This window comes from Pseudomonas sp. ASL4, from assembly GCF_056680395.1.
This window is the reverse complement of the sequence record NZ_CM155280.1, coordinates 1753182-1779438: the sequence shown is the minus strand read 5'-3', so window position 1 is coordinate 1779438 and position 26257 is coordinate 1753182. Positions and strand designations below refer to the sequence as shown.

Annotated in this window: 24 protein-coding genes; 19 read left to right on the top strand and 5 right to left on the bottom strand. The window is 58.4% G+C overall.

What is annotated here, in order from left to right:
* Nucleotides 1–111 precede the first annotated feature (111 nt).
* The 6 genes from pgi (at nucleotide 112) to AC1MEW_RS08045 (ending at nucleotide 9373) form a co-directional block, all read left to right on the top strand.
* Nucleotides 112–1776 carry a glucose-6-phosphate isomerase gene (pgi, locus tag AC1MEW_RS08070; RefSeq protein ID WP_201198032.1) on the top strand — a complete coding sequence of 555 codons (1665 nt, stop codon included), beginning with the start codon at nucleotides 112–114 and terminating at the stop codon, nucleotides 1774–1776.
* A gap of 172 nt (nucleotides 1777–1948) precedes the next feature.
* Nucleotides 1949–3886, top strand: a complete 1938-nt coding sequence (acs, locus tag AC1MEW_RS08065) for an acetate--CoA ligase (protein ID WP_480425977.1) — start codon at nucleotides 1949–1951, stop codon at nucleotides 3884–3886.
* Between the two features lie 50 nt (nucleotides 3887–3936).
* Nucleotides 3937–4809 (top strand): oxygenase MpaB family protein, encoded by an 873-nt coding sequence (locus tag AC1MEW_RS08060; protein WP_480425975.1) that lies wholly within the window; start codon nucleotides 3937–3939, stop codon nucleotides 4807–4809.
* A gap of 189 nt (nucleotides 4810–4998) precedes the next feature.
* On the top strand, nucleotides 4999–6015 hold the full coding sequence (locus AC1MEW_RS08055; protein WP_480425973.1) for a class I SAM-dependent rRNA methyltransferase: 1017 nt from the start codon (nucleotides 4999–5001) through the stop codon (nucleotides 6013–6015).
* 119 nt (nucleotides 6016–6134) lie between these two features.
* Nucleotides 6135–9077 (top strand): DUF748 domain-containing protein, encoded by a 2943-nt coding sequence (locus AC1MEW_RS08050; protein ID WP_480425971.1) that lies wholly within the window; start codon nucleotides 6135–6137, stop codon nucleotides 9075–9077.
* On the top strand, nucleotides 9077–9373 hold the full coding sequence (locus AC1MEW_RS08045; protein ID WP_201198037.1) for a DUF2845 domain-containing protein: 297 nt from the start codon (nucleotides 9077–9079) through the stop codon (nucleotides 9371–9373). Before AC1MEW_RS08050 ends, AC1MEW_RS08045 begins: the two co-directional genes overlap by 1 nt.
* Nucleotides 9374–9567: 194 nt before the next feature.
* Here AC1MEW_RS08045 and AC1MEW_RS08040 read toward each other — a convergent pair whose 3' ends face one another.
* Complete coding sequence (locus AC1MEW_RS08040) at nucleotides 9568–9921, bottom strand: BON domain-containing protein (protein ID WP_201198038.1); 354 nt, start codon at nucleotides 9919–9921, stop codon at nucleotides 9568–9570.
* A 356-nt stretch (nucleotides 9922–10277) separates the two neighbouring features.
* Entirely contained in the window at nucleotides 10278–10694 is a 417-nt protein-coding gene (locus AC1MEW_RS08035; RefSeq protein ID WP_480425968.1) for a pilin, read from the bottom strand.
* 225 nt (nucleotides 10695–10919) lie between these two features.
* Here AC1MEW_RS08035 and pilB point away from each other — a divergent pair, with 225 nt between their 5' ends.
* Genes pilB through yacG form a run of 5 tightly spaced genes read left to right on the top strand, consistent with a single transcriptional unit; the run spans nucleotide 10920 to nucleotide 15531 of the window.
* Complete coding sequence (pilB, locus tag AC1MEW_RS08030; protein WP_201198040.1) at nucleotides 10920–12620, top strand: type IV-A pilus assembly ATPase PilB; 1701 nt, start codon at nucleotides 10920–10922, stop codon at nucleotides 12618–12620.
* 2 nt (nucleotides 12621–12622) lie between these two features.
* Entirely contained in the window at nucleotides 12623–13840 is a 1218-nt protein-coding gene (locus tag AC1MEW_RS08025; RefSeq protein WP_201198041.1) for a type II secretion system F family protein, read from the top strand.
* A 1-nt stretch (nucleotide 13841) separates the two neighbouring features.
* A complete protein-coding gene (locus tag AC1MEW_RS08020; RefSeq protein WP_480425966.1) occupies nucleotides 13842–14714 on the top strand; it encodes a prepilin peptidase in 873 nt (290 codons plus the stop codon).
* On the top strand, nucleotides 14711–15334 hold the full coding sequence (gene coaE / locus AC1MEW_RS08015; RefSeq protein ID WP_480425964.1) for a dephospho-CoA kinase: 624 nt from the start codon (nucleotides 14711–14713) through the stop codon (nucleotides 15332–15334). The genes AC1MEW_RS08020 and coaE overlap by 4 nt, the downstream gene beginning before the upstream one ends.
* Complete coding sequence (yacG, locus tag AC1MEW_RS08010; protein ID WP_201194621.1) at nucleotides 15331–15531, top strand: DNA gyrase inhibitor YacG; 201 nt, start codon at nucleotides 15331–15333, stop codon at nucleotides 15529–15531. The genes coaE and yacG overlap by 4 nt, the downstream gene beginning before the upstream one ends.
* Nucleotides 15532–15553: 22 nt before the next feature.
* Here yacG and AC1MEW_RS08005 read toward each other — a convergent pair whose 3' ends face one another.
* From AC1MEW_RS08005 to AC1MEW_RS07995, 3 genes are all read right to left on the bottom strand, one after another.
* Complete coding sequence (locus tag AC1MEW_RS08005; RefSeq protein ID WP_201198044.1) at nucleotides 15554–15769, bottom strand: hypothetical protein; 216 nt, start codon at nucleotides 15767–15769, stop codon at nucleotides 15554–15556.
* 63 nt (nucleotides 15770–15832) lie between these two features.
* Nucleotides 15833–16522 (bottom strand): energy-coupling factor ABC transporter permease, encoded by a 690-nt coding sequence (locus AC1MEW_RS08000; protein WP_201255795.1) that lies wholly within the window; start codon nucleotides 16520–16522, stop codon nucleotides 15833–15835.
* Entirely contained in the window at nucleotides 16519–16986 is a 468-nt protein-coding gene (locus AC1MEW_RS07995; protein ID WP_480425961.1) for an FAD/FMN-containing dehydrogenase, read from the bottom strand. The genes AC1MEW_RS08000 and AC1MEW_RS07995 overlap by 4 nt, the downstream gene beginning before the upstream one ends.
* Nucleotides 16987–17473: 487 nt before the next feature.
* On the opposite strand from AC1MEW_RS07995, the gene AC1MEW_RS07990 reads away from it, so the two are divergent.
* The 8 genes from AC1MEW_RS07990 (at nucleotide 17474) to AC1MEW_RS07955 (ending at nucleotide 25956) form a co-directional block, all read left to right on the top strand.
* Nucleotides 17474–18220, top strand: coding sequence for a methyltransferase domain-containing protein (locus AC1MEW_RS07990; RefSeq protein WP_242486279.1), 747 nt, complete (start codon nucleotides 17474–17476; stop codon nucleotides 18218–18220).
* Nucleotides 18221–18233: 13 nt separating this feature from the next.
* Nucleotides 18234–19151, top strand: coding sequence for a class I SAM-dependent methyltransferase (locus AC1MEW_RS07985; RefSeq protein WP_347340448.1), 918 nt, complete (start codon nucleotides 18234–18236; stop codon nucleotides 19149–19151).
* Nucleotides 19148–20293 (top strand): M50 family metallopeptidase, encoded by a 1146-nt coding sequence (locus AC1MEW_RS07980; RefSeq protein WP_480425958.1) that lies wholly within the window; start codon nucleotides 19148–19150, stop codon nucleotides 20291–20293. Before AC1MEW_RS07985 ends, AC1MEW_RS07980 begins: the two co-directional genes overlap by 4 nt.
* A gap of 10 nt (nucleotides 20294–20303) precedes the next feature.
* Nucleotides 20304–20459 carry a 3-thiaglutamate biosynthesis pearlin carrier peptide TglA gene (gene tglA, locus AC1MEW_RS07975; RefSeq protein ID WP_201255792.1) on the top strand — a complete coding sequence of 52 codons (156 nt, stop codon included), beginning with the start codon at nucleotides 20304–20306 and terminating at the stop codon, nucleotides 20457–20459.
* A 64-nt stretch (nucleotides 20460–20523) separates the two neighbouring features.
* Nucleotides 20524–21438, top strand: a complete 915-nt coding sequence (locus tag AC1MEW_RS07970; protein WP_480425956.1) for an MbnB/TglH/ChrH family RiPP precursor modification enzyme — start codon at nucleotides 20524–20526, stop codon at nucleotides 21436–21438.
* Nucleotides 21428–22234 (top strand): hypothetical protein, encoded by an 807-nt coding sequence (locus AC1MEW_RS07965; protein WP_201255790.1) that lies wholly within the window; start codon nucleotides 21428–21430, stop codon nucleotides 22232–22234. Before AC1MEW_RS07970 ends, AC1MEW_RS07965 begins: the two co-directional genes overlap by 11 nt.
* 3 nt (nucleotides 22235–22237) lie before the next feature.
* Entirely contained in the window at nucleotides 22238–24679 is a 2442-nt protein-coding gene (locus tag AC1MEW_RS07960; protein ID WP_480425954.1) for a lantibiotic dehydratase, read from the top strand.
* Nucleotides 24676–25956: an MFS transporter gene (locus AC1MEW_RS07955; RefSeq protein ID WP_201255788.1), complete on the top strand. Its 1281-nt coding sequence runs from the start codon at nucleotides 24676–24678 to the stop codon at nucleotides 25954–25956. The genes AC1MEW_RS07960 and AC1MEW_RS07955 overlap by 4 nt, the downstream gene beginning before the upstream one ends.
* The last annotated feature ends 301 nt before the right edge of the window (nucleotides 25957–26257 follow it).

Here is a 26257-nt window from a genome sequence, read left to right as displayed (position 1 = left end):
CTATTTAATCGTCTCCAAGCAGATTGACCGGACGTAACCCACCCTGTGGTCGGGACATTCCGGGATCTTCAATGTCTTAAAGGCAGTTCAAGTAAAAGGAAAACCGCAGCGATGGCGTATTACCGCACTCCTCACGACGTTACCGCTCTGCCCGCCTGGCAAGCGTTGAAAGACCACCGCCAAGCCATGCAGGATTTCAGCATGCGCGAGGCCTTCAATGCCGACCCGCAGCGCTTTACTCAATTCACCCTCAGCAGCTGCGGTCTGTTTCTCGATTATTCGAAGAACCTGATCACCGCCGAGACCCGTAACCTGCTGGTGGGCCTGGCCAACGAAGTCGATCTCAAGGGCGCTATCAAAGCGCTGTTCGACGGCGAAATCGTCAACTCCTCCGAAGGTCGACCAGCGCTGCACACCGCTTTGCGCCGCCCAGTGGGCGACAAGTTGTCGGTCAACGGCGTCAACGTGATGCCTGAAGTGCACAAAGTGCTGAACCAGATCACCGACCTCGTGGGCCGCATCCACGATGGACTGTGGCGCGGTTACACCGAGAAGCCGATCACTGACGTGGTGAACATCGGCATCGGTGGCTCGTTCCTCGGCCCTGAACTGGTGTCCGAAGCGCTGCTGTCCTACGCCCAGAAAGGCGTGCGTTGCCACTACCTGGCAAACATCGACGGCAGTGAGTTCCACGAACTGACCATGAAGCTGCGCGCCGAGACCACGCTGTTCATCGTCTCGTCGAAATCCTTCAACACCCTCGAAACCCTGAAGAACGCTCAGGCCGCACGTGCCTGGTACCTGGCGCAGGGTGGTTCGGAAGCCGAGCTGTATCGTCACTTCATTGCGGTGTCGAGCAACAATGCCGCCGCCGTGGCCTTCGGTATCCGCGAAGAAAACATCTTCCCGATGTGGGACTGGGTCGGCGGGCGTTACTCGCTGTGGTCGGCCATCGGGTTGCCGATTGCCCTGGCCATCGGCATGTCGAACTTCAAGGAACTGCTGTCCGGTGCCTACACCATGGACCAGCATTTCCAGAGCGCACCGTTCGAACAGAACATGCCGGTACTGCTGGCGTTGCTCGGTGTCTGGTACGGCAACTTCTGGGGCGCGCAAAGCCACGCGATCCTGCCGTACGACCACTACCTGCGTAACATCACCAAGCACTTGCAACAGCTGGACATGGAATCCAACGGCAAGAGCGTGCGTCAGGACGGCACCCCGGTGTCTACCGATACGGGCCCGGTCATCTGGGGCGGCGTCGGCTGCAACGGTCAGCACGCTTATCACCAGTTGCTGCACCAAGGCACCCAACTGATTCCGGCTGACTTCATCGTGCCGATTGTCAGCTTCAACCCGGTGTCCGATCACCACCAGTGGCTGTACGCCAACTGCCTGTCCCAAAGCCAGGCACTGATGCTCGGCAAGACCCGCGCCGAGGCCGAAGCCGAGTTGCGTGACAAGGGCATGGCCGAAGACGAAGTACAGAAGCTTGCACCGCACAAGGTGATCCCGGGCAACCGCCCGAGCAACACCATGGTGGTCGAGCGCATCAGCCCGCGTCGTCTCGGCGCACTGGTGGCGCTGTACGAACACAAAGTTTTCGTGCAAAGCGTGGTCTGGGGCATCAACGCCTTCGACCAGTGGGGCGTGGAGCTGGGCAAAGAGCTGGGCAAAGGCGTCTACAACCGCCTGGTCGGCAGCGAAGAAACCCCGGCTGACGATGCTTCGACCCAAGGCCTGATCAACTACTTCCGCGGTCGTCACCGCGGCTAACCCTGTGGGAGCGGGCTTGCTCGCGAATGCGGCGGGTCATTCAGCTTAAACGTTGACTGACACACCGACTTCGCGAGCAAGCCCGCTCCCACATTGGTTTTGTGTCTGGCTTGAACCCTTTCGTCTCTCGGCGCATCTTTATCTTGTCGCAAAACAAGAATAAGGAACCGTCATGTTCGATATCAGCACGTTCCCCAAAGCCGATGCCGTGCGCCGGGCTGCCCAATTGAGTCAGGACGACTACCAGCGCCTGTACCGACAATCCATCGAACACCCCAGCACCTTCTGGGCCGAACAGGCCACGCGCTTTCTCGACTGGAGCAAACCGTGGCAAACCGTCCAGCGCTATGACCTGAAAACCGGTGAAGCGAGCTGGTTCGCCGGGGGCCAGTTGAACGTCAGTTACAACTGCATTGACCGTCACCTGGAAAAACGGGGCGATCAGACCGCAATCATTTGGGAAGGTGACGACCCGGTCGAATCCGCCCAGATCACCTACAAAAAACTCCATCACAACGTCTGCCGCCTGGCCAACGTACTGAAAAGCCGTGGCGTGAAGAAAGGCGATCGGGTGTGCATCTACATGCCGATGATCCCCGAAGCTGCCTACGCGATGCTCGCCTGCGCGCGCATCGGTGCCGTGCATTCGGTGGTGTTCGGCGGTTTTTCTCCAGACTCCGTGCGCGACCGCATTCTCGACGCCGACTGCCGCACCGTGATCACCGCCGATGAAGGCGTGCGTGGCGGTAAATTCGTGCCGCTCAAAGCGAACGTCGACAAGGCTCTGCAAAGTTGCCCGGACGTCAGCACCGTGATCGTGGTCGAGCGCACCCAGGGTGACGTGAACTGGGTCGAAGGCCGTGACCTCTGGTATCACCAGGCCCTGCGCGACGTCAGCGACGATTGCCCGCCCGAACCGATGGACGCTGAAGACCCGCTGTTCATCCTCTACACCTCCGGCAGCACCGGCAAACCAAAAGGGGTGTTGCACACCACCGGCGGCTACCTGCTGCAAGCGGCGATGACCTTCAAGTACGTGCTCGACTACCGCGACGGCGAAGTCTTCTGGTGCACCGCCGATATCGGCTGGGTCACCGGCCACAGTTACATCGTCTACGGGCCGTTGGCCAACGGCGCGACCACGCTGATCTTCGAAGGCGTGCCGAGCTACCCGAGCAGCTCGCGCTTCTGGCAGGTCATCGATAAACACCACGTGAATATCTTCTACACCGCGCCGACGGCCCTGCGCTCGCTGATGCGTGAAGGCCCCGAACCGTTGAAGGAAACGTCGCGCCAGAGCCTCAGATTACTCGGCAGTGTCGGAGAGCCGATCAACCCGGAAGCGTGGGATTGGTACTTCAACGTGGTCGGTGAGCAACGCTGCCCGATTGTCGACACCTGGTGGCAGACCGAAACCGGCGGCATCATGCTCAGCCCGCTGGTCAGCGCCCAACGAATCAAACCGGGCTGCGCCACCCAACCGATGTTTGGCGTACAACCGGTATTGCTCGACGAGCACGGCAAGGAAATCAAAGGCGCCGGCAGCGGCGTGCTGGCGATCAAATCCAGCTGGCCGGCACAGATTCGCAGCGTCTACGGCGACCCGAAACGCATGGTCGAAACCTACTTCAAACCCTACCCCGGCTACTACTTCACCGGCGACGGCGCGCGACGCGACGAGGACGGCGACTACTGGATCACCGGGCGTATAGACGATGTGATCAACGTGTCCGGGCACCGCATCGGCACCGCCGAAGTGGAAAGCGCCCTGGTGCTGCACGACAGCATCGCCGAGGCGGCGGTGGTCGGTTACCCCCACGACCTCAAGGGCCAGGGCATCTATGCTTTTGTCACGCCCATGAACGGCGTCGAGCCCAACGACGAACTGAAGAAAGACCTGCTGGCTCACGTCAGCAAGGAAATCGGCAGCTTCGCCAAGCCAGACCTGATTCAATGGGCGCCAGCCTTGCCGAAAACCCGTTCGGGCAAGATCATGCGGCGGATTCTGCGCAAGATTGCCTGTAATGAGCTGGACAGTTTGGGCGATACCTCGACACTCGCTGACCCAAGCGTGGTGCAGGGCCTGATCGATAAGCGGCTGAACACATAACCCTAGCGCGGCCACTAATGGCCGCGCCTTTTTTCCACCACTGAGTCGCCATGGAATTCATCCGTACCCGCATCGAAACCCAGCTCATGAGCTTGACCGGTCTGTCCTTGGGCAAGCTCGATCTGGAGAACCCAAAGGGCGATCCCGGGCTGTTCGGCCCCGACTCGGTGAGTTGGCAAGTTCATGGCGATTTCAGCAGCATGCTGATCGGCGGCATCAGTGCGCTGATGCTGCAAGCCCTGCATCCGCTGGCCCTGGCCGGGGTCTGGGACCACTCGAATTTTCGCGAAGACATGATCGGCCGATTGCGCCGCACCAGTCAGTTCATCGCCGGGACCACGTTCGGTTCGCGCAAGGACGCCGACTGGCTGATCGAGAAAGTCCGGACCATTCACCTGCAAGTGGTCGGCACCGCACCGGATGGTCGGCCTTACGCCGCCAGCGATCCGGATTTGCTGACGTGGGTGCACGTGGCCGAAGTCAGCAACTTCCTTGCTGCGCATTTGCGTTACCGCAACCCGAACCTGTCCCTGGCGGATCAGGACCGTTACTACGGCGAAATCGCGCTGGTTGCTGAACGACTCGGGGCTCGTGACGTGCCGCGCAACCGTAAGGAAATGGCCGAGTACCTTGAGCGAATCCGCCCACAATTACTGTGCGATGAACGCAGTCGTGAAGTCCTGCGATTGCTGTTGAACGCGCCCTCCCCCAGCCGCCTGGCCAAACCGTTTGGCGGTTTGATGATGCAGGCCGGGATCGACCTGCTGCCGGACTGGGCCAGTGACATGCTCGGCGTCAGCCAGAGCCCGCTGCAACGCAAACTGATCCGCGCCAGCGTCAAACGCAGTGCGCCGATGCTGCGCTGGGCCATGCGCAATGGCTCAGTGCAGCGGGCCAAGCGGCGGATGGGGTTGTTGAACTAACCGCTAACCTTGTGGCGAGGGGGCTTGCCCCCGTTGGGCTGCGAAGCGGCCCCAAAATATAGAGTGTTACTAAAATTTTGCCAGTGCTGCGCACTGGAACGGGGGCAAGCCCCCTCGCCACAGGATGCACCTCGTCCACACCAAGCTGTTAAACTCCCGCGCCAAATTCCCTCCTGCAAGGCGCCCAGCATGTCTTCCTTGATTCAGGCGCTGCGCGCCGCCCTCGACCATCGCCAGGACCTGCTTGCCGAACTGCATCAGCAGGGCACCGATTGCTATCGCTTGTTCCATGGCAGCCAGGAAGGCGCCGGCGGCCTGACCATCGACCGTTACGGCCCACAATTGCTGGTGCAAAGTTTTCACCAGTCGCTGGAACGCGATGACTTGCTGCAACTGCACGAAACGATCAATCAACAACTGGGCCTCGACACCCTGCTGGTTTACAACGACCGCTCCCGGGGCAATTCGCGCATCGACCGCGAAGACACCGTCTACCGCGCCGACGAAGCCGCCCTGCAAGACCTGGTCGGCCACGAATGGGGCCTCAACTATCGGGTTCGCGGCCGTCACGCCGGGCAGGACCCACTGCTGTTCCTCGACCTGCGCAACACCCGCGGCTGGGTCAAGGAGCACAGCAAAAACAAAAGCGTACTGAACCTGTTTGCCTACACCTGCGGCGTCGGCCTGAGTGCGGCGGCGGGTGGCGCGAGCGAGATCTGCAACCTGGACTTTGCCGAGGGCAACCTGGCCGTCGGCCGCGAAAACGGTCTGCTCAACCCGCAGTTACCAACCATGGAATTCACCCAGTCCGATTACTTCCCGGCGATCCGTCAATTGGCCGGCCTGCCGATCAGTCAGCGTCGCGGGCAGAAACTGCCTAGCTATCAACGCCTGGAACAACGTCAGTACGATCTGGTACTGCTTGATCCTCCGGCCTGGGCCAAGAGCGCGTTCGGCACCGTCGACCTGCTGCGCGACTATCAGAGCCTGCTCAAGCCGGCACTGCTGACCACCGCCGACAACGGCGTGCTGATCTGCTGCAACAACCTGGCAAAAGTCAGCATGGACGACTGGCGCGACCAGGTCCTGCGGTGTGCGGAGAAAGCCGGGCGGCCGGTGCGAGAGTGGTCGGTGATGACACCGGGCGGCGACTTCCCGTCGATGGATCAGCAGCCACCGCTGAAAACCCTGATCCTGCAACTCTGATCCTTCAGGAAAAAGTTCCTGCAAAAGAATCTGAACAATCCTGAATAGCGGCAAGTACTTCTGAACCGAAAACGCGTGCCATACTCCAAGGCACTCCGATCAGACAAATGAAGCCGCACATGCCCAAAGGATTGATTCGCGCTATCGGCGCCTTGCTGACTGCCCTGGCCCTCTACAGCCTGCTGGGGTTTCTGATTTTGCCGGGCATCGCCTTGCGGATCGCCAACCAGCAACTGGCCAACTACGCCACGATGCCCGCGCATATTCAGCGGATCGAACTCAACCCTTTCAGCCTTGAAGTCACTCTGTGGGGCCTGGTCATCGGTGAACCGGGCAAGGAACAGGTCGGCTTTGAACGTCTGTACGCCAACCTGCAGATCGACAGTCTTTGGACCAAGGCTCTGCACTTGTCCGATATCGAACTGGACAAACCCAAGACCGAAATCCTTTTCGGCAAGGACGGCAAACTCAATCTGCTCGGTCTGTTCAAACTACCCGCCAGCGAACCGACCCCGGCCGATCCGAACGCCAAGCCGTTTCCGCTGCGGGTAGAGCGAATCAAACTGGCCGGCGGCTATGTACACTTCCAGGATGCGCGCCCAAGCGAGCCCATCGAATTCCTTTACGACAAACTCGATTTCGAGCTGAATAACCTCAGCACCCTGCCCGATGATAATGCCGACATGACCCTGGTCGCGGCCGGCCCGGAAGGCGGGAAAATCGACTGGAGCGGCAATTTCAGTCTGATCCCGATCGCCTCCGAAGGTAAGTTGAAAGTCACCGACGGCCAGATGAAAGTCTGGTGGCCATACGTACGCGATGCGCTGCCGCTGGCACTGCAGAACGGCGTCCTGAATCTGAGCACCGACTACAAGCTCAACCTGGACAAGGGAACCGAACTGCTGCTGAGCAACGTTGTGGTCAGCGTCGCGCCTTTTGCTATCAACGCGCCGGACGGTCGGCCGCTGGTGAAACTCGAACGCCTGGACGTCAGTGACACCACCGTGGACCTGGCCAAGCAGCAAGTCGTCGTCGGCAAGATCCGCAGCAACAAACTCGAAACCTGGGCGGCCCTGGAAGCCGATGGCCAACTGGACTGGCAGAAACTGTTCGCCAGCCAGCCGTCCAAGGCAGCGGTAAAAGCTAAAGCCGAACCGACAAGCACTCCAGCAGCAGCCGATTCACCCAAACCTGAACCGGCGCCACCGAGCAAACCTTGGCAGGTGCTGCTCAAAGACGTGCAACTGCGCGACTACCAAGTGCATCTGGCCGACCGCAAAGCACAACCGGCGGTGGCGCTGGAAGTCGGCCCGCTGAACCTGGATTTGCAGAACTTCGATAGCCTCAATGGCTCGCCTTTCAACCTCAAGCTCGACACCGGCGTGGGCAAGCAAGGCAAGATCACGGCCGACGGCCAGGTCAATCTGGCGCCGGTCAGTGCCAAGCTGAAAGTGCAAACCAAAGACATCGACCTGCGAGTCGCCCAGTCCTACATCACCCCATTCATTCGCCTGGAACTGCGCAGCGGCATGCTCGGCAGTGACCTGGCAGTGGACCTGAAAAGCACCGATCCACTGGCGTTCAGCGTGACCGGGCGGGCCCAGGTCGATCAACTGCACACCCTCGACACCCTGAAGACCCGCGACTTCCTCAAGTGGCAGCAACTGGTGCTCGAAGGCCTGAACTATCAGCACGGCAACAGCCTGTCGATCGACAAGGTCAACCTGTTCCAGCCCTATGTGCGTTTCATGATCAACGATGACCGCACCACCAACATCGATGACTTGCTGATTCCGCAACCCGCCGATTCCGGTGCAAAAAGTGCTGCGGCCAAACCGGCGGCCAGCAAAGACAAGCCGATGGGCATTCATGTCGGTGGCATTGCCATCAATGACGGCTCGGCGAACTTCGCCGACTTCAGCCTGACCCCGAACTTCGCCACTGCCGTTCAAGAGCTCAACGGAGCGATCGGCACCATCGACAGCCGTCAGGCGAAACCCGCGAGTGTCGACGTCAAGGGCAAGGTCGATCGCTATGCGCCGGTGACCATCAAGGGTGCGGTCAATCCGTTCGACCCGATGGCCAGCCTCGACATTGCCACCAGTTTCAAACGTGTTGAGCTGACCACCCTGACGCCTTACTCCGGCAAGTTCGCCGGCTACCGCATCCGCAAGGGCCGGCTCAATCTCGACCTGCATTACCTGATCACCAAGGGCCAACTGAAGGCCGAAAACAAGGTCGTGGTCGAACAACTGCAACTGGGCGAGAAAGTCGACAGCCCGGACGCCACGAGCCTGCCGCTGAAACTGGCGATCGCTTTGCTCAAGGACGTCGACGGCAAGATTTCCATCGAGTTACCGGTGACCGGCGACCTGAACAACCCGCAGTTCAGTGTGATGCCAATTGTCTGGCAGACCCTGCGTAACCTGATCGTGAAGGCGGCCGCCGCGCCGTTCAAACTGATTGGCGGGTTGATCAGTGGTGGCGGTTCGGAAGACCTCGGTACCGTGTCGTTTGCACCCGGCTCCAGTGACCTGAGCAAGGACGCCGAAGCGTCACTGATCAAACTCTCCGGCGCGCTCAAGGAACGTCCGGCCCTGCGCCTGGAAATCGAAGGCACCGCTGCGCAGAGCAGCGATGGTCCGTTGATTGCCGAGCAACGACTGGAACGCGAATACCAGTACAACTACTACAAAATGCTCCAGCGTCGCGGCGACAAAGTCCCGGCCCAGGCGTCCTTGCTGCAAGTGCCGGATGGCGAGAAAGGTCCGCTGCTGGAAGGGATTTACCGCACACGCCTCAAGACCCAACCGCCGGCTGAATGGAAGGACCTTGGCAAGGAAGAACGCACCGCCAAAATGCGCGCCGACGTGATCAAGTTCTGGAGTTCCAGCGACGTGCTGCTGCGTCAACTGGGCCAGGAACGGGCCAGCAGCATCAAGGACTTCCTGGTGGACAAGGCGCAAATGGCCGACGACCGCGTGTACTTCATCGACGCCAACCTGGGTGAAGCGCAAAGTGACGGTCGGGTGATTACACCACTGCACCTGGACGCCGAGTGATGATCAGACCATTGCTGATCGGCCTGGCCCTGGCGATGGCTGCCAGTCAGGCCAGCGCAGCCGATACCCTGCGCTGTGGCAGTCAATTGGTCAGTGTGGGGGACAGGTCCGGCGAGGTGCTGCAAAAGTGTGGCGAACCGGTCAGCCGCGATCTGCTGGGCTACAAAAAAAGCGCCAACCGACGGGAAGAGTTTCAGGTCGAGGAATGGACCTACGGACCGAATGGCGGGATGTATCAGTACCTGCGGTTTGAGGGTAATCGATTGAGAGCGATCAGCAGCAAACGCGGTAACTGAAGATCAAAAGATCGTCCGAAGGCTGCGATCTTTTGCTTTTGCGACGCTCACAATAGAACAGGCCTGCGACACGAATGTCGCAGGCCTGTAATGACCACATCCTTGTGGCCGTTCGCATGAACTCTCAGATGCGGCAGACGTATTGCTCGGCCCGCCTACCGCGCCCTCTCCCAGTCCAGGCGAGAAGTCTTGCCTTACTCGGCTTTCAGGCCGTCAGCGGAAACCGCTTTGACGCCTTTGATTTTCTTGGTGATGGCAACAGCGGTGGTCTTCTGAGCTGCGGTAACGGCTACAGTCGACGACAGCGATACAACGCCTTTGTTGGTTTCAACTTTGATGTCGGTGCCTGGAATGCCTTTTTCGGTGACCAGGTCGCTTTTGACTTTGGTAGTGATCCAGGTATCGGACGTAGCGCCTTCAGCCTTGGTCATTTCACCGGCCGCCAGAGTCATCGGGGCTTGAGTGGTGGTGGTCTGAGCGAATGCAGCGTTGGCCATGGTCAGGGTCAGCGCGGTTGCAGTAGCAGCAGCGATAGCGAACTTCTTCATACGAGTAACTCCTGTTTTTCTAGAAAGTCTGCTGCATGTCTTCTCAGCAGGGTTACTGGGTATATTGCGAACGCTGTGCCAACGTCGAATAACAAATTAACTTTATATAAATCAACAAGTTATAAAAACAGGCTATTTTCGCAATCATGCAAAATGCATGAAGATGAAATTCTGTACATGCAACTTGCCGGTTTTATCGCAGGCCTAAGGCCATGAATTGTCGAGAGTTTCCCTGCCTGCGTAACGACCGCGAAAAAAGGTTGAACCCATTACGCTCTTTTTGAGTAATCGCCTGGTCAGCAGACAAAAAAATACCCCGCCGTTGAGGGCGGGGTACGGGTCCGGCAAAGCGAGAATCAAGCGCCAGGGCAGCTCGGGGTCGAGTACATGACCAGAGCTGTGGTTGCACAACTCCAACCTGTGGTCGCACTGCGCGACAAGGTGATGACCTTACTCAATACAGGTGCAGGGGCATTAAGCAGTGTGCAAGTAATGGTGCCAGCGCCAGTGGCTACAGTGCCCGTCACAGCCAGCGTGCAGTTCTGTGTGGCCGCTAGACTGTTCGTTACGTTGGCTAGCGTCGGATCCACAGAACCTGCATTCATCACGTCCTCATAAGCCACTTTGAGCGCCGAAATTTCCGCGATCCCGGCGGTCACCTTGGCCCGCGCCTGGTACTTGGTATAAGCCGGCAACGCAAACGTCGCCAGAATCCCGATGATCGCCACCACGATCAACAGCTCGATCAGGGTAAAACCTTTTTGAGTGTTCATAGACAAGCTCCATGCATGAGTCGGAATCTCATGATCTGAATAAGCCCCAGCACGCTCCATGCCAAACCTGCCGGGCCCTGCCCACAGGGCGCGGCGTGACAACAACGCCCTCTCCTACCCCCGGTAACCGCACTATCTGACACTTTTTGTCACCTGAACGCCGCTGGTTTCGCTGCATCCCTTGACTAGGCTATAAGTCATGAACTGTCTGCGTCCGGTATCCCCATGAACGACATCGCCCTTAGCGGCCTGGCCAAGCAATTGGTGCTGGCCGAACTGCTCACTGACAAAAGCGCGCAACAGGCGTATCAGCAAGCCCAACGCAATCGCATTTCCCTGGTCAGTTATCTGGTCCAGAACAAACTGGTGAGAAGCAGGCAAGTGGCGGAGATCGCCTCGGAACATTTCGGCATGGCCCTGCTGGACCTCAACTGCCTCGACAAGGAAACCCAGCCCAAAGGCCTGGTCAGCGAAAAACTGGTCCGCCAGCATCACGCCCTGCCCCTCTGGCGACGTGGCAATAAACTGTTCGTGGGGATTTCCGACCCGACCAATCACCAGGCGATCAACGACATCCAGTTCAGCACCGGGCTGAGCACCGAAGCAATTCTGGTCGAGGACGACAAGCTCAGCGACGCCATCGAGAAATTCTTCGACACCCACGCCACCGGCCTCGAAGAGATGGCCGACGTTGATCTTGATGGAGTGGAAGTCGAATCGTTCGACGACAGGCATCAGGACTCCATCGCCGGGCAAGATGCGGATGATGCGCCGGTGGTGCGTTTCGTCCACAAGATGTTGCTCGATGCGATCAAGAGCGGCTCTTCCGACTTGCACTTCGAGCCCTACGAAAAAACCTACCGCGTACGGATGCGCACCGACGGCATTCTGCGCGAAGTCGCCAAGCCACCGATTCAACTGGCCGGCCGGATCGCCGCCAGGCTGAAAGTCATGGCCAGCCTCGACATTTCCGAACGGCGGCGCCCTCAGGACGGGCGGATCAAGATGCGCCTGTCCAAGACCAAGTCCATCGACTTCCGGGTAAACACCCTGCCGACCCTGTGGGGCGAAAAAGTGGTGATCCGGATTCTCGACCCGTCCAGCGCCCAAATGGGCATCGACGCCCTCGGCTACGAACCTGACCAGAAAGCCCTGTTCATGGCCGCCCTCAAGCAGCCACAAGGGATGATTCTGGTCACCGGCCCCACCGGCTCGGGCAAAACCGTGTCGCTCTACACCGGGCTGAATATCCTCAACACCGTGGACATCAACATATCCACCGCCGAAGACCCGGTGGAGATCAACATGGAAGGCATCAACCAGGTGAACGTCAATCCCAAGCAGGGACTGGATTTCGCCCAGGCGTTGCGCTCGTTCCTGCGTCAGGACCCGGACGTGATCATGGTCGGCGAGATTCGCGACCTGGAAACCGCAGAAATAGCGATCAAGGCTGCTCAGACCGGCCACTTGGTACTGTCGACCCTGCACACCAATAGCGCCGCGGAAACCCTGACTCGCCTGCACAACATGGGCATTCCGGGTTTCAACATCGCCACCTCGGTCAGCCTGATCATCGCCCAGCGCCTGGCGCGCAAACTGTGCAGCCATTGCAAGACAGCCATCGAAATACCCCGGGAAACGCTGATCAAGGAAGGCTTCCCCGAGGAACGCATCGGCTCGTTCACGATCTATGAGCCGGTCGGTTGCGATCTCTGCAACAACGGCTACAAAGGACGAATCGGGATCTATGAAGTGGTGAAAAACACACCAGAACTGCAACGGCTGATCATGGCCGAAGGCAACTCCCTGGAAATCGAGATTCAGATGCGCAAGGACGGCTTCAACGACCTGCGTACTTCGGGCCTGATCAAGGCCATGCAAGGCATCACCAGCCTGGAAGAAATCAACCGGGTCACCAAGGACTGAACATGGCGGTCAAGGCAGCAAAAATCAGCGTGTACGCCTGGGAAGGCACGGACAAGAAAGGCACGAAAATGACCGGCGAACTGAGCGGTCAGAACCCGGCACTGATCAAGGCGCAGCTGCGCAAGCAAGGCATCAATCCGGGCAAGATACGCAAAAAATCCGCCTCGATTTTCAACTTCGGCAAACGCATCAAGGCTCAGGACATTTCGCTGTTCACTCGACAGATGGCGACCATGATGAAGGCCGGCGTGCCGCTGTTGCAGTCGTTCGACATCATCGGCGAAGGCTTCGAAAACCCGGCCATGCGCAAGCTGGTGGACGAGGTGAAACAAGAAGTCGCGGCGGGCAACAGCTTCGCGGCATCGCTGCGCAAGAAGCCGCAATATTTCGATGAGTTGTACTGCAACCTGGTGGACGCCGGTGAACAGGCCGGCGCCCTGGATACATTGCTGGACCGGGTGGCCACCTATAAGGAAAAGAGCGAAAGCCTCAAGGCCAAGATCAAGAAAGCCATGACGTATCCACTGGCCGTGGTGTTCGTCGCGATCATCGTCACCGGCATTCTGCTGGTCAAAGTGGTGCCGCAATTCAAAACGGTGTTCGCCGGGTTTGGCGCCGAACTGCCGTCCTTCACCCTGATGGTGATCGGCCTGTCGGAGTTCATGCAGGAGTGGTGGTGGCTGATCCTCGGCGCATTGGTCGTGGCGATCTACGGCGTGCGTCGCGCCTTCAAAAAGTCTCAGGTTTTTCGCGACCGGATGGACACCTGGCTGTTGAAACTGCCATTGGTGGGCACGCTGATGTACAAGTCCGCCGTAGCCCGTTACGCGCGCACGCTGTCGACCACGTTCGCCGCCGGCGTACCACTGGTAGATGCCCTGGAATCGGTGGCCGGCGCAACCGGCAATATCGTGTTCAAACGCGCGGTGTTGCGCATCAGGCAGGACGTGTCGACCGGCATGCAGCTGAATTTCGCCATGCGCACTTCCGGCATCTTCCCGAACATGGCGATCCAGATGGCCGCCATTGGCGAAGAGTCCGGCGCCCTGGACGACATGCTCGACAAGGTCGCCAGTTTTTACGAGGACGAAGTGGACAACATGGTCGACAACCTCACCAGCCTGATGGAGCCGTTCATCATGGTGGTGCTGGGGGTTATCGTCGGCGGGCTGGTGATTGCCATGTACCTGCCCATCTTCCAACTCGGCTCAGCGGTCTGACATGCCTTTGAATGAATACCTGAGTCTCTATCCGTTGGCCTTCGTGATCACTGCCCTGATACTCGGCCTGGTGATCGGCAGCTTCCTCAACGTGGTGATCTGGCGCCTGCCGAAAATGCTCGAGCGGGAATGGCGAATGCAAGCCCACGATGTATTGGGCCTGCCCGGCGAAACGCCCCTGCCGACCTACAACCTGATGCTGCCCCACTCTCAGTGCCCGCACTGCGCCCACAGAATCCGTGCCTGGGAAAACATCCCGGTGCTCAGCTATCTGTTTTTGCGTGGCCGTTGCTCGAACTGCGCAACACCGATCAGCAAGCGCTACCCGCTGACCGAACTGGCCTGCGGTATGCTTTCGGCATTTATCGCCTGGCATTTCGGTTTCGGCTGGCCTGCCTGTCTGGTGCTGGTGTTGACTTGGGGCCTGCTGGCCATGAGCCTGATCGATGCCGAACATCAACTGTTGCCCGATGTGTTGGTGCTGCCACTGTTGTGGCTGGGACTGATCGTCAACAGCTTCGACCTGTTCGTGCCGCTGCACGATGCCTTGTGGGGCGCAGTGGCCGGCTATATGGCGCTGTGGTCGGTGTTCTGGCTGTTCAAGCTGATCACCGGCAAGGATGGCATCGGGCACGGGGACTTCAAGTTGCTGGCGATGCTGGGGGCCTGGGGCGGTTGGCAGATCCTGCCGCTGACGATCCTGTTGTCATCCTTGGTGGGCGCCATTCTCGGGGTGATTTTGTTGCGCCTGCGGGACGCGAAAACCTCGACGCCGATCCCCTTTGGTCCCTATCTGGCAATTGCCGGCTGGATTGCCTTGCTCTGGGGTGGTCAAATAACCGACTTCTATTGGCAGTTTGTCGGTTTTAAATGAATACCCCCGTGGAAAAACCCTGGATTCTCGGCCTGACCGGCGGCATCGGCAGCGGTAAAAGCGCGGCCGCCCAGCACTTTATCGACTTGGGCGTGCACGTGATCGATGCCGATCACGCCGCACGCTGGGTGGTGGAACCGGGGCGCCCGGCTCTGGCGAAGATCGCCGAGCACTTCGGCCCCGGCGTGCTGCAAGCCGACGGGCAACTGGATCGCGGCGCACTGCGCAAGCTGATCTTCGAAGTCCCGGAAGAACGCCGCTGGCTCGAAGCGCTGCTGCATCCGCTGATCGCCGAGGAAATCGTTAATCATCTGGCCAAGGCACAATCGCCTTACGCGATTCTGGTGTCGCCGCTGTTGATCGAGTCCGGGCAGTACGCCATGACCCAACGGGTTTTAGTGATCGACGCCCCGGAACAACTGCAGATCAAACGCACACTGCAGCGTGATCAGACCAGCGAGCAACAGGTTCAGGCGATCCTCAAGGCCCAGTCCAACAGGCAGGATCGCGTGAGCCATGCCGACGATGTGGTGGTCAATGACCGCGACCTCGCCTGGCTGCACAGTGAGGTCGAACGCCTGCATCACTTTTACCTAACTTTGCGTGGAGGCCAGTCATGAGCCAACCCCCTGTCGTCACCTGCCCAACTTGCGGTGCCCCTGTTGAATGGAGCGCCACCAGCACGTTCCGGCCTTTCTGTTCGGACCGTTGCAAACTAATTGACCTGGGTGCCTGGGCGTCGGAAGAACACAAGATTCCGGTCAGCCCGGATGCCGAGGACGACCTGTTCAGCGAAGACTTCGAGCCGCGTCACTGAACCGAGTCTTTATCCTCAAAAGTCAGGGCCGCATAAAACCGTAGTCCTGGCCTTCATCGAGGTTCTCTGCGAGAAACTGCAACTCATCCGCCAGATCCTCGACACTGCGCACCGCCTTGCTCTGTTGCACCACCGCGCTGAGCAAGGCGCGCAGGCTCAACCCCGGATCAAACCCCACTTCCTGCGCCGCATCCAGACTGTGACGCAACTCCTGCCTTGCCCACTCGTAGACACTCATTTCGATGCTCCTGTAGGTTTCCCGAAGCATGGAAGCGTCAGTGATTGAGGGATTTGATGTGGATCAAGACTTGGGGTCGTCGTCTTTCCACGGTGCCGAAAGGTAGCGGGTGCGATTGAACGTCTCCAGCCATTCGGGGCAAAACACCACCAATGCGCTGATCACCATGCCGTTGATGAATGCCTCGGGAAAGATGATCAGCCACAGATAGCCGATGAAGTCTTCCAGCCAGTACGGCATGGCAAAAATTTCGTCGAACCACAGCAACCAGAGCCCCACCAGCAGACAGAGCAATGCCGACAGCGCCGCCGCAAAGAAACCGGAAACGAAGATATACACAAAGGGATTACGCGGTTGCGCCCGCTCCACCAAGATCGCGCAGCACTCGGTGACCAGAACCGGAAGCAGAATCAGCAGCGAGCCATTCACCCCGACAGCCACCAAATCCTGTCGCCCAAGCAGCACCAGCCCCAGTTGCGCGACCAATCCACCGACAATCGCCAGCGGCCAGTCCAACAAGAGCGTCACCGCCGTCATGCCGATAAAGTGATACGACACGCCGGTATCAAAATCCCGTCGCACCAACCACAGCATAAACAGCGCGAACACCGTGCCAAACAGCAAATGCTGCCGACGCCGGTCGGAGAATAACTCGACCCACGGAGCGCGGCAGATCGCCCAAATCACCACGGGCACATAAATCAGCCAGCCGACTGTCAGGCTCTGCGGTGACAGCAGCTCGGCGCTTATCATGGCCGGACCTTCTCCAGCGCCTCACGCAATTGCGCAGTGCTAGCGTATTCGTGCTGCTCAACCAATTGACCGTCCTTGAGCTGTAACCACAGCACGTTATCCACAGCCCCGGGGTAGCGCGGCGCCACGCGGCCATCACGGTCAAGCATGACCCGATAGGCGTAGCCGCGCATGGCAGGCACGGCGAACATTTTTGCAATCAGCCGAGGCATGCGCTGGATGTCAGCGACGAATACTGTGTGTCGCGCCTCCAGAAACCCCTTGGGCTGACCTTGTAACGCGGCATCAGCCAGTTTCGCGGCGTTCATGCTGCGTGCCACCAGCAACGTCTGCGTCTGGTTGTCGAGGCTGTAGGCCTGATCGAACTGATCGAGCAGGGTCCAGGGTGCCAATCGCTCGCCTACCTCCAGCGCCTGGGCCAGAAGAGGCAGAAGACTGAGCAGTAACACCGGCCAATATTTCACGTCATTCCCTTAGTTGAGGCGCACACGCGCAGCGACTGCCAGTCTACATCGACCGTTTCGCATGCCTAGTCCGCGGCCCAAAGCAGCTACCGATTAAAGGGGCCGGAGAGTGTGTACCGTCGCGCGTGTATTAAAAGCTCGCTACAACATGACATTGCCTTGAATGGCCCCCTTGGAGCCGATAGACAATAGGGTCAGATCAAGTCCGGTTTCTTGCCAGGTTTGAATAAGCCTGTTTCCGGTGGCGTCTGTGACCTGGCTCTCGTTTTATCGAGTCGTTTTGCGTCAGAACTCCGGCGCCAAAGCAGAATTGCACAATTTCGCGTTTTATCACGGATTCGCGCACTGAATTGGTGCATATAAAGTAGTTATTTCCCGTAGAAAAATGATGACACACTAATTAAGACTGGATATTCTCTCGTCGAGAAGAAAGGAATCTCGTTGCACTAACGTGCTCTCATTGTGATTGGACAAGGATGTGACATACATGTCTTCCCAAATGACTTCGCCTGCCACTCTCTACGAAACCGTCGGTGACGGCGTAGAATCCAGTAATGCCTCATGGAGTTTCGGAGGCGCGACCCCGCAGCACTTTGACTCGCATGTATCGAAGTCCGTACCTAAATATAAGGATGGACACGACATTGTGCTGTCGCTCAGCGACTTTTTTGTAAAGAGCGATAGCATCTGCTACGAACTTGGTAGTTCAACCGGCACCCTTACTCGGCAGCTTGCACAGCGCCACTGCGCCTCGGCGAAGTGGGTGGGCATTGATGTAGAAGATGCCATGACCCGTAAGGCGAATGAGCTCTTGAGTGCATCACCGCAGCACAACGTCAGCTTCATTACCGACGATATCCTGACCTTTCCCTACGAAAAAAGCGATCTGATAGTTGCTTACTACACTATCCAGTTTGTGCACCCGCGTATTCGCCAAGCCTTGTTCGATCGTATCTACGAGTCCTTGAACTGGGGCGGCACTTTTATCATGTTTGAAAAAGTACGTGGCCCAGATGCACGTTTTCAAGACATCCTCAGTAGCCTATATGTAGATTATAAGCGCGACCAAGGTTATAACGCCGATGAAATCCTGGCGAAAACCAGAAGTTTGAAAGGTGTACTTGAACCTTTCTCCACGGCTGGCAATATCGACATGTTATCCCGGGCCGGCTTCAAGGATATAACCAGTATATTCAAGTATATTTGCTTTGAAGGTTTCTTCTGCATCAAGTGACCGGGATGTCATCGTGAATACAACTATAGAACAACAGTATTTGCAACTTCTGCAAATGCCTGAGACATTTCGCGCGCAGAAAATGAATTGTGAACTGTGCAATTCCAAAGAGCATTGGGTTTTGCTGGAGAGTGTCCAGGGCCCCGGTGACCAGGCGATGGCATTGCCGGTGCTCGGTTGCCAGGATTGTGGGCATATTTTCCAGCAATACCGCTTCGATGAAGCCTTCTACAGCGCTTACTACGACAAATTCTACCGCCTGAGCCTGTTCGGCAATACGGAACCGGAGCGCGCCTTCTTTCTCGACCAGGTACGCCGTGGCGAACACCTGTGTCGCTACTTGCAAGATGTGCTTCCCGCCAAAGGCAAAATGCTTGATGTCGGTTGTTCCGCCGGCGGCCTGATGATTCCCTTCGCTAAGCGGGGCTGGACAGTAAGAGGCAATGACCCCGATAGGGCCTATGTGGAATACGGCAAAAATATCGGCCTGGACATCGACCTGGTGGGTGCCGAACGTATGAGCCCCAGTGGTGATTACAACCTGATCATCATCAATGGTTCGCTGGAACATGTTCATGACGTCAACCAAGTCATGCAACTTTGCCGACAGGCCAGTGCCGAGGACGGGTTGCTGTTGATTGAAGGTCGCGCGCTGGGCTATGGCATCGAGCAAGGGTTTCTAACCCATAACCATCGCCGTTACCTGAGTGCCAGCAGCATCGAGTACTTGATGTGCCTGCATGGCTGGGAACCGATCCGGACCACCCATGAGCCCGTGTGCGGGCCGACTCGGCCGGGAGCGGTGTTCGTGCTGGGGCGCGCTTGTGCCCAGCCTGCCACCGAACACCTCGAAAGCATTAAGGCCCAGGGTCGCAAGGCGCTTCAGGAGTCTTATATGCCCAGCCTGCACGCGTTGCGAGCCCGCGCATGAGTGCCTCGGCCTGTGTCCTCGAAAAATCGAGCACCCAAGTCCATTCCTGCTTCAGGGATGACCTGGTCGTGACCCCGCCGCCAGCCGATTCGGGGGCGGGGCGCTACAACCTCTACGACCCTCGTAATGATATTGGCTTTGAACTGGGCCGGGCCGAGTACTCACTCGCTTTGCTCTTCGATGGCCAGCGAAGCCAGCAAGACATTGCCGACGCCGCCCTTGCGCAGCATCGAATCAAGGTCAGCCCTGAGAAGCTTGCGCAGTTCGAGCGCAAGCTGCTCCACCTGAAACTGCTGAGCAGCGAGCAAACCGATCATAAAAAGGACCTGCGCGACCCCGCCACGGGCATCACCTACGGTCCGCTAAAAGAGCATCTGCTGATTAATCTGGTGAAAACTGACCCGCAGCGATTGCTCGATCATATTTACCGGTGGGCGCCCTGGTGCTGTCGCGCGGCATTCATTTTGCCGTTGCTGGCCCTCGCCCTGGCGAGCTTCGTGTACCTGGGCGCGCACTTCGACACGTTCATGGCCGATGCGGGCGAGACCTATATCCACAGTTACCGCTGGTTGCTCTGGCACTTCCCGGTCATTTTGACATCCATCGCCCTTCACGAATTGGGGCACGCGATGGCCTGTCGTCACTATGGGGTCAAGGTCAACGATTTCGGCATCGGCATCTACGTGTTGCTGGCCACCGGTTGGGTACGTCCGGTGCAGTCGCAATGGTCGCAGCTGCCGCTCAACCAGCGGGTGATCACCATCCTGGCAGGTCCCTTGGTCAGCCTGCTTTATGCCGGAGTGGGCATAGCCCTGTGGGCAATGTTCCGTGATACCCAAGGGGGTTTACCGGCGCTTTTTGTGGTGATGATCGTGGCATCGTTCATTTCCCTCGTACCGACGCTGCTGCCCATCTTCAATGGCGACACATACCTGGCGATTACCGAAGTGCTCGGGCAACCACGCCTGCGTCAGCGCGCTTTCAACCATGTAAAGCGCCATTGGCGCACCGCGCCGCTGGAAACGGTTCCCCCTGCATTGCGCAGGCTCTACTGGGGCACATTCCTGTTGACCTGCCTGGGCTGGGTAGTCGCCTGGTGCTTCACCGCAGCCACCTTGATTCGCCTTTTCAACCACCCATAAGGACAGTGTCATGACTCAATCTACAGTGACCCCGGCTATCGCCAACACGGATGAACTCACCACCGAATCCACCACCAACGTCGCACCGCAAGCCCTCAACGAAACGGCGTTCGAGGAGTTCGACCTCGACGATATCGAAATCATCGAAAGCAAAGTTTTCGCCTGATCGCATCGCGCTTCCTCGGCGTTACGTCGAGGGAGCCGTCCTCTTTCTCTGACTGGGCAACCACATGGCTCATTTCGTTAAGCCCGAACCGATTGGTGTGGGTATCCAGTACAACCCCGAGATTCTCGACTGGTTTCCATTTGAGGACATCGAAGTCGATGTGCTGGAAATCCTTCTCGACAACATCATGGCCCCCATGGATGGCCCGCAGATTATCAGGCCCGCAGCCCAGGCGATGATCAATCGGCTGGCGGAGAAGTTCACCTTGCTGGCGCATTCCAATTACGGTTGCGACTTCGGTTTCAGCCCTCTCGAAGAAACCGCCGCCGTGCAACGCCATGTGCCCTTGGCCAAGATGTTGAACAGCCCATGGGTTGCCAACCATTGTTTTTATGGCGACAACTCCTGGCTGGATATCTGGAGCAGCCCACTGCAGTTTTCCAATGCCGAGGTGCTCCGTTGCGCCGAACGCGCGAAGACGTTGCAGGCCCGTTACGGAATGCCGCTGGCCCATGAAAACGCCGCCTATTACCTGCAATGCCCGGGCGCGGAAATGCGTGAAGCCGAGTTCCTGGCCAGGCTCGTGCAGCAGTCCGGAACCTTCTTGCACCTGGACTTGCACAACATCTACACCAATCACTTGAACCTGAAAAATTTCGACTTGCGCGACTACCTCGACACCTTGCCATTGGACAAGGTGATCTCGGTGCATCTGGCGGGCGGCAGCTGGCACGAAGGGCTTTACCACGACTGGCATGACTCGTGTGTGCCCGAACCTGTCTGGGATCTATACGAGGATCTGATGTCCCGCACCCAGCCTTCGGCGATCATCCTGGAATACCAGGGGCAGGCCCACCATGCGCTCACACGCGTGATGGACGCCAACGACGAACACATGATCGTCAGCGATGTGCGGCGCGCACAGAAAATCTGGAATCACTACACAACACCGGTAAAGGAACTGACGCATGGATGCTGAGCAGGTCTGGAAGCTGTGGCGACGCCTGCTTCGCGATGAAACACTGCAGCAGCAGTTGTACGACGCTCAGGGCGCGACGCAATGGCTGGAACATTTTCCCGATGACGAGCGGGCGATTCTGCAGGCCTATGCCAGTCAGTTTGAGCGGGTGAAATGGTTCGTCGAGAACTATCAGTTCCGCCTGGTCAATTCGTTTATCAATGCGCTGGAAACCGGTGCCCCGCTGACGTTGCGCGCACTGCTCAACATCGGGCTGGATCTGCCGGCATTGTCCAAGGCCTTTTTGCGCCAACAAAATTGGTTCGATTACGGGCCACGGGTTTATGGCTATTGCGATGCGGCGCTGGGCTTTATGCTCGAACGCCAGGAACTCGCGCCCTACCCGCAAATCCGTGACCTGATGGGGCTTGAGCGCGAATGTGTGCGCCTCTACACCGGATTGGTGGAAATCAGCGCCGTCGTGCCCGGCCATTATCAGCGCACTGATGGTGCGCGCATTTACCAGAGCCGCTATGCGCTGTCGCACTGGTTGCGGGATAAAAGCCTGCTGGGGCGCAGCAGCCCGGAAGAAACCAGCCAACACATCCTGGTGTATTTGCCCAACCCCGAGGCCCGCCACAAATTCACGCTCATCAGCCCGCGCGCGGCGCACCTGTATCGATGCCTGGAGCAACCGCAGTCGCTCGTCACCTTGATGCAGATGCTGAGTTGCGCCGACGCCGCGCAACCCAGCGGCGAAGACCTGGCATTGCTCGGTAAATTGCAACAACTCAACGCCATCAGGATGCCGGTCTAGAATATGGAAAGCTCACAGTACTTCTGGCTGCGCTCGACCGGTTTTCCCATTCACCACTTGACGGATCTGGGCCGGTTCGCCGACCTGCCATCGTGCCGCGTCTTTGAACAAGACTTCCGCTCATTGCAGGCGTTGAAGGCAACGCTGCTTGAGGAGGCCAACTCGCACTCGCCCCAGGCCTGCCGCAAACTTATCCGCAAACTCAACGAGCACCAAGTCCTGCAACTTTCTGACCTGCCGCAAGTACTGCGCGAGTCATTGGCCGAGCCTTTGCAGCACTGGAACGGTTTATTGAAGCGGACTGCGGCACGTGAAGAGGCCGCCCAGGAATATGACGCCTACCTGGAAAGTGCCCGCCAAGGGCTGATCGACTTCCTGGATGACGACGCGGTGGCCGAGGCCTTGTTCATATCCAACCCCTCGGCGATGACACGCATCAGTGAGCTGGTCCGGGATCGGTACAGCAGAAACGATACCCGCAAAAAGCAGAAGCTGCGTTTGGGCTGGAGTTACGCGCAACGTTTTTGCGCCAAGAACGATACCTCGAGTTTTTTCGGACCTTTGGCCTGGGGCCGGTTCGATGCCCACCAGACTGACAATGTACGTCTGACCCAGGGTGACAGGGCGTGGATCAAGGAGCGCCACACCTTCTTCGAGAATTGGGTGGTGCAGCGACTGGTCGAACAGATCAACCGGCAATGTCCAGACACCGACCGCATGCCGTTGCAGCTCAATACCGGTTGCTATCTGCAAGGACAGGTCCTGTTCATGCCGATCGGCAAAAGCCAGCGCCTCAACCCGCAAACCGCGCAGGTACTGCAGTACATCAGCGACCAACAGGGGCGGGAACCGACTTTTGCCGGGATATCGAGCGTCTGTGCCGACGTCGCGCCCGGCACGTTGCACGATCTGCTGGAACACCTGATAAGCAAACGGATCGTGCGCCGAGGCTGGCAAATATCGCCTCGCGAGCGCAACCCCATCGTGCGGCTGCAGCGCTGCCTGACCAACGCGGGAGTCTGCGCTGAGTTCGGCCAGAGCTGGCAATCGCGCCTTGAAGTATTGGAAGGCTTACGCCGTGATTATGCCCACGGCGACCTGCTGCGCCGGACCGAATGCCTGGAGAGCTTGAACCAAGTGCTCGGAGAGGCCGGGGTCGACCTCAGCCGGGAAACCGGCGCCATGTATATCGGCCGTTATCCGGTGTACGAAGATTGTTCGAGAAACCTGGACATCAGCCTCGGCCAAGCAATGCTCAGCCAGGTCAACGAAGAGCTGGCGCCGCTGATGCACATCAATCAGTGGCTGATCAAAGCCATCGCGCATCAGCTCAATGAAGCGTTCATTGAAGTCTGGGAGCAGCGCCAGGCTGCCAGTCCCGATCAGCCTGTAGATTTTCTCGACCTGCTCAACACCCTTGCACCTCTGTTGCCGGCACTTGAAGCGCGCCTCATCCTCGACCTCGATCAGCGCCTGGAAACAGCCTGGACGCAACTGCTGCAGGACTTCCCAGCCCCCGAGGTGCAACTGTGTGCGGGCGACATCGAACGCCTGATCGCCCTGTTGAACGTCGATCTGGATGTCGCCGGCTTCGAGGTCTTTGGCAGCGACTATCACTCTCCGGACATCCTGCTTTCCAGTGCGTCGGTGGCGGCGTTCAATCGCGGCGACTACGAAATCATCGTGGGTGAAGTGCATCCGGCAGTCCATACGCTGAGCCAGCCCGTTGCCGCGCCATTCGGACCGTTCAATATTCAGATAAACCAACAGGTAGAGGCGATTTTCCAACGCCCTCGTCTGGTGCTGGCGGACTCGCCCGACAGTTACCAACGTTCGCACATCGACTGGCCGTTACAGCCCACGTACCTGCAATTGGTGCTGCCTTCGGGTGGCGGTTGTGTCGCGCCGAACCAGCAATTTGCCGCAGGCAGGGCAAAAGTGCTGCGGGTGGAGGGGCGCCTACAGGTGGTGGATGCCCTGGGGCAGTTCAGTGAAGACTTGCTGTGCGTGTATTCCACCCCAATGCATCGGCTGGGCTTCGCCCTGGCCGGCAGCGCAGTGGCCAAACACGAGCGCCGACGTATCTGGTTGGGCCGCACCCTCTACAAGCGCGCCTCCTGGCTGTTCGCCAGCGACTGTCTGCCCGAGCCGAAGGGCTCGGTCGACGAGCTTGAACACACACTGCAATGGCGTGCCTGGGCCGCCGATCACGGCTTGCCCCGTTATGCCTTCGTCAAAATCGATACCGAACCCAAACCGTTGTTTCTCGACTTCGACAACCCGTTGTCCTTCGACGGCATCACCAACGCGTTGAAGAACGCCGGTCAGGTGAAGTTCTCGGAAATGCGGCCGCGCCCCGATGAGCTTTGGCTTGAAGAAGAGCGGGGGCGTTTCTGCTGTGAAATACGCACAACCTTTTCCACATGCGAGGCTCTTCCAACATGAGCAATGAGAATATAGGTTCTTGCGCCAAGGCCGATCAGGAAGTCAAACACACATTTTTATACTTGTTTTTGACCATATTCGTCCCCTTTGGCCTCGGGCATTTTGTGTCTTACCTGTTTCGTACTGTCAACGCCTTGATCTACGTGGATCTGGAACGGGAACTGCACCTGCCCGCCAGCAGCCTGGGCCTGCTGACCGGCGTGTACTTTCTGACTTTCGCCGCGGCGCAGATTCCGCTGGGCGTCATGCTCGACCGCTACGGTCCGCGCAGCGTGCAGGCCCCCATGCTGCTGTTCGCTGTATTGGGCTCGCTGATTTTCAGCTTCTCCCATACCGAACTGGGTCTGATTATTGGTCGCGGCCTGATCGGCCTGGGTGTTGCCGGTTCGCTGATGAGTGCGATCAAGGCGTGCGCCATCTGGCTGCCGGTCGAACGCCTGCCGCTGAGTACGGCGTGCCTGTTATCGGTAGGCGGCCTGGGTGCCATGGCGTCCACCACGCCGTTGCATGAACTGCTCAAGTGGATCTCATGGCGTGAAGCATTTTTGATTCTGGCGCTGCTGACTTTGTTCGTCTGCGTGGTCATTCATCTCAGCGTGCCGCGCACCTACAAACCCAAACACACCACTCTCGCCGAAATGTCCAAGGCCGTGGGGACGCTTTACTCCTCCTGGGTATTCTGGCGACTGGCGTTGTACTCGGTGTTTGCCCATGCGATCTACATGTCGGTGCTGTCGCTTTGGATGGGACCGTGGCTACGCGATGTCGCCCAGTTGAACGAGTCCAGCATGGCCAATACCTTGCTCTGGGGCACCGTGGCGATGGTGGCAGGCTCGCTGGCCTTCGGCTCGATCACCGACTACCTGCGGCGCTTTGGCGTGCAGCCGATCATGGTGTGCGGCGCCGGGGTTTCGATCTTCATCGTATTTCAATCGCTGATGATCAGCGGACTGCCTGTATCGCCGCTGCTGATTGCTATGGGTTTCAGCTTCTTCGGTACCTCCACCACCATGAACTACGCGATCGTGGCTCAGTCGGTATCGCCTGAACTGGCCGGGCGGGTCAGTTCGTCGTTCAATCTGGTGGTGTTCGTGCTGGCGTTCGTCCTGCAGTGGTTGATGGGGGAAATTCTGAACCTGTGGCCGGCAACCGGGCAAGGGCACCCCGTGGAGGCTTATCAGTGGTCGCTGGGAGTGATGATTGCGTTGCAGATACCGGGGGTGTTGTTGTGGCTGAGTTTTAAACCGTGGGAACTGAAAACAGCGGCGGCGCGATAAAACCAAGACTGTCAGGTCGTTTTCGCTCAGCACCCGTCAGTTAACCAGCGGCAAAAACCTGTCAGCCGCGCTCCGTATGAGCTAGCAAGATATGTCTCTGAAGGGCGGCGGCGCCAGGAGGTGCCACCCCCTTCATACACGACCAGGCAACCAAGCTCGGAGAAAGTTGCTCGCGTGTAAATGAACCACACATTCCTCCAGACGATCGAGGGTAATAATCCCTCAATGATCTGAGGCTCCCAGGAAGAATCGAGCCAATTGCTTCCTAAGCCCCACCTCGCGCAGAGCCCTGAAAATCACG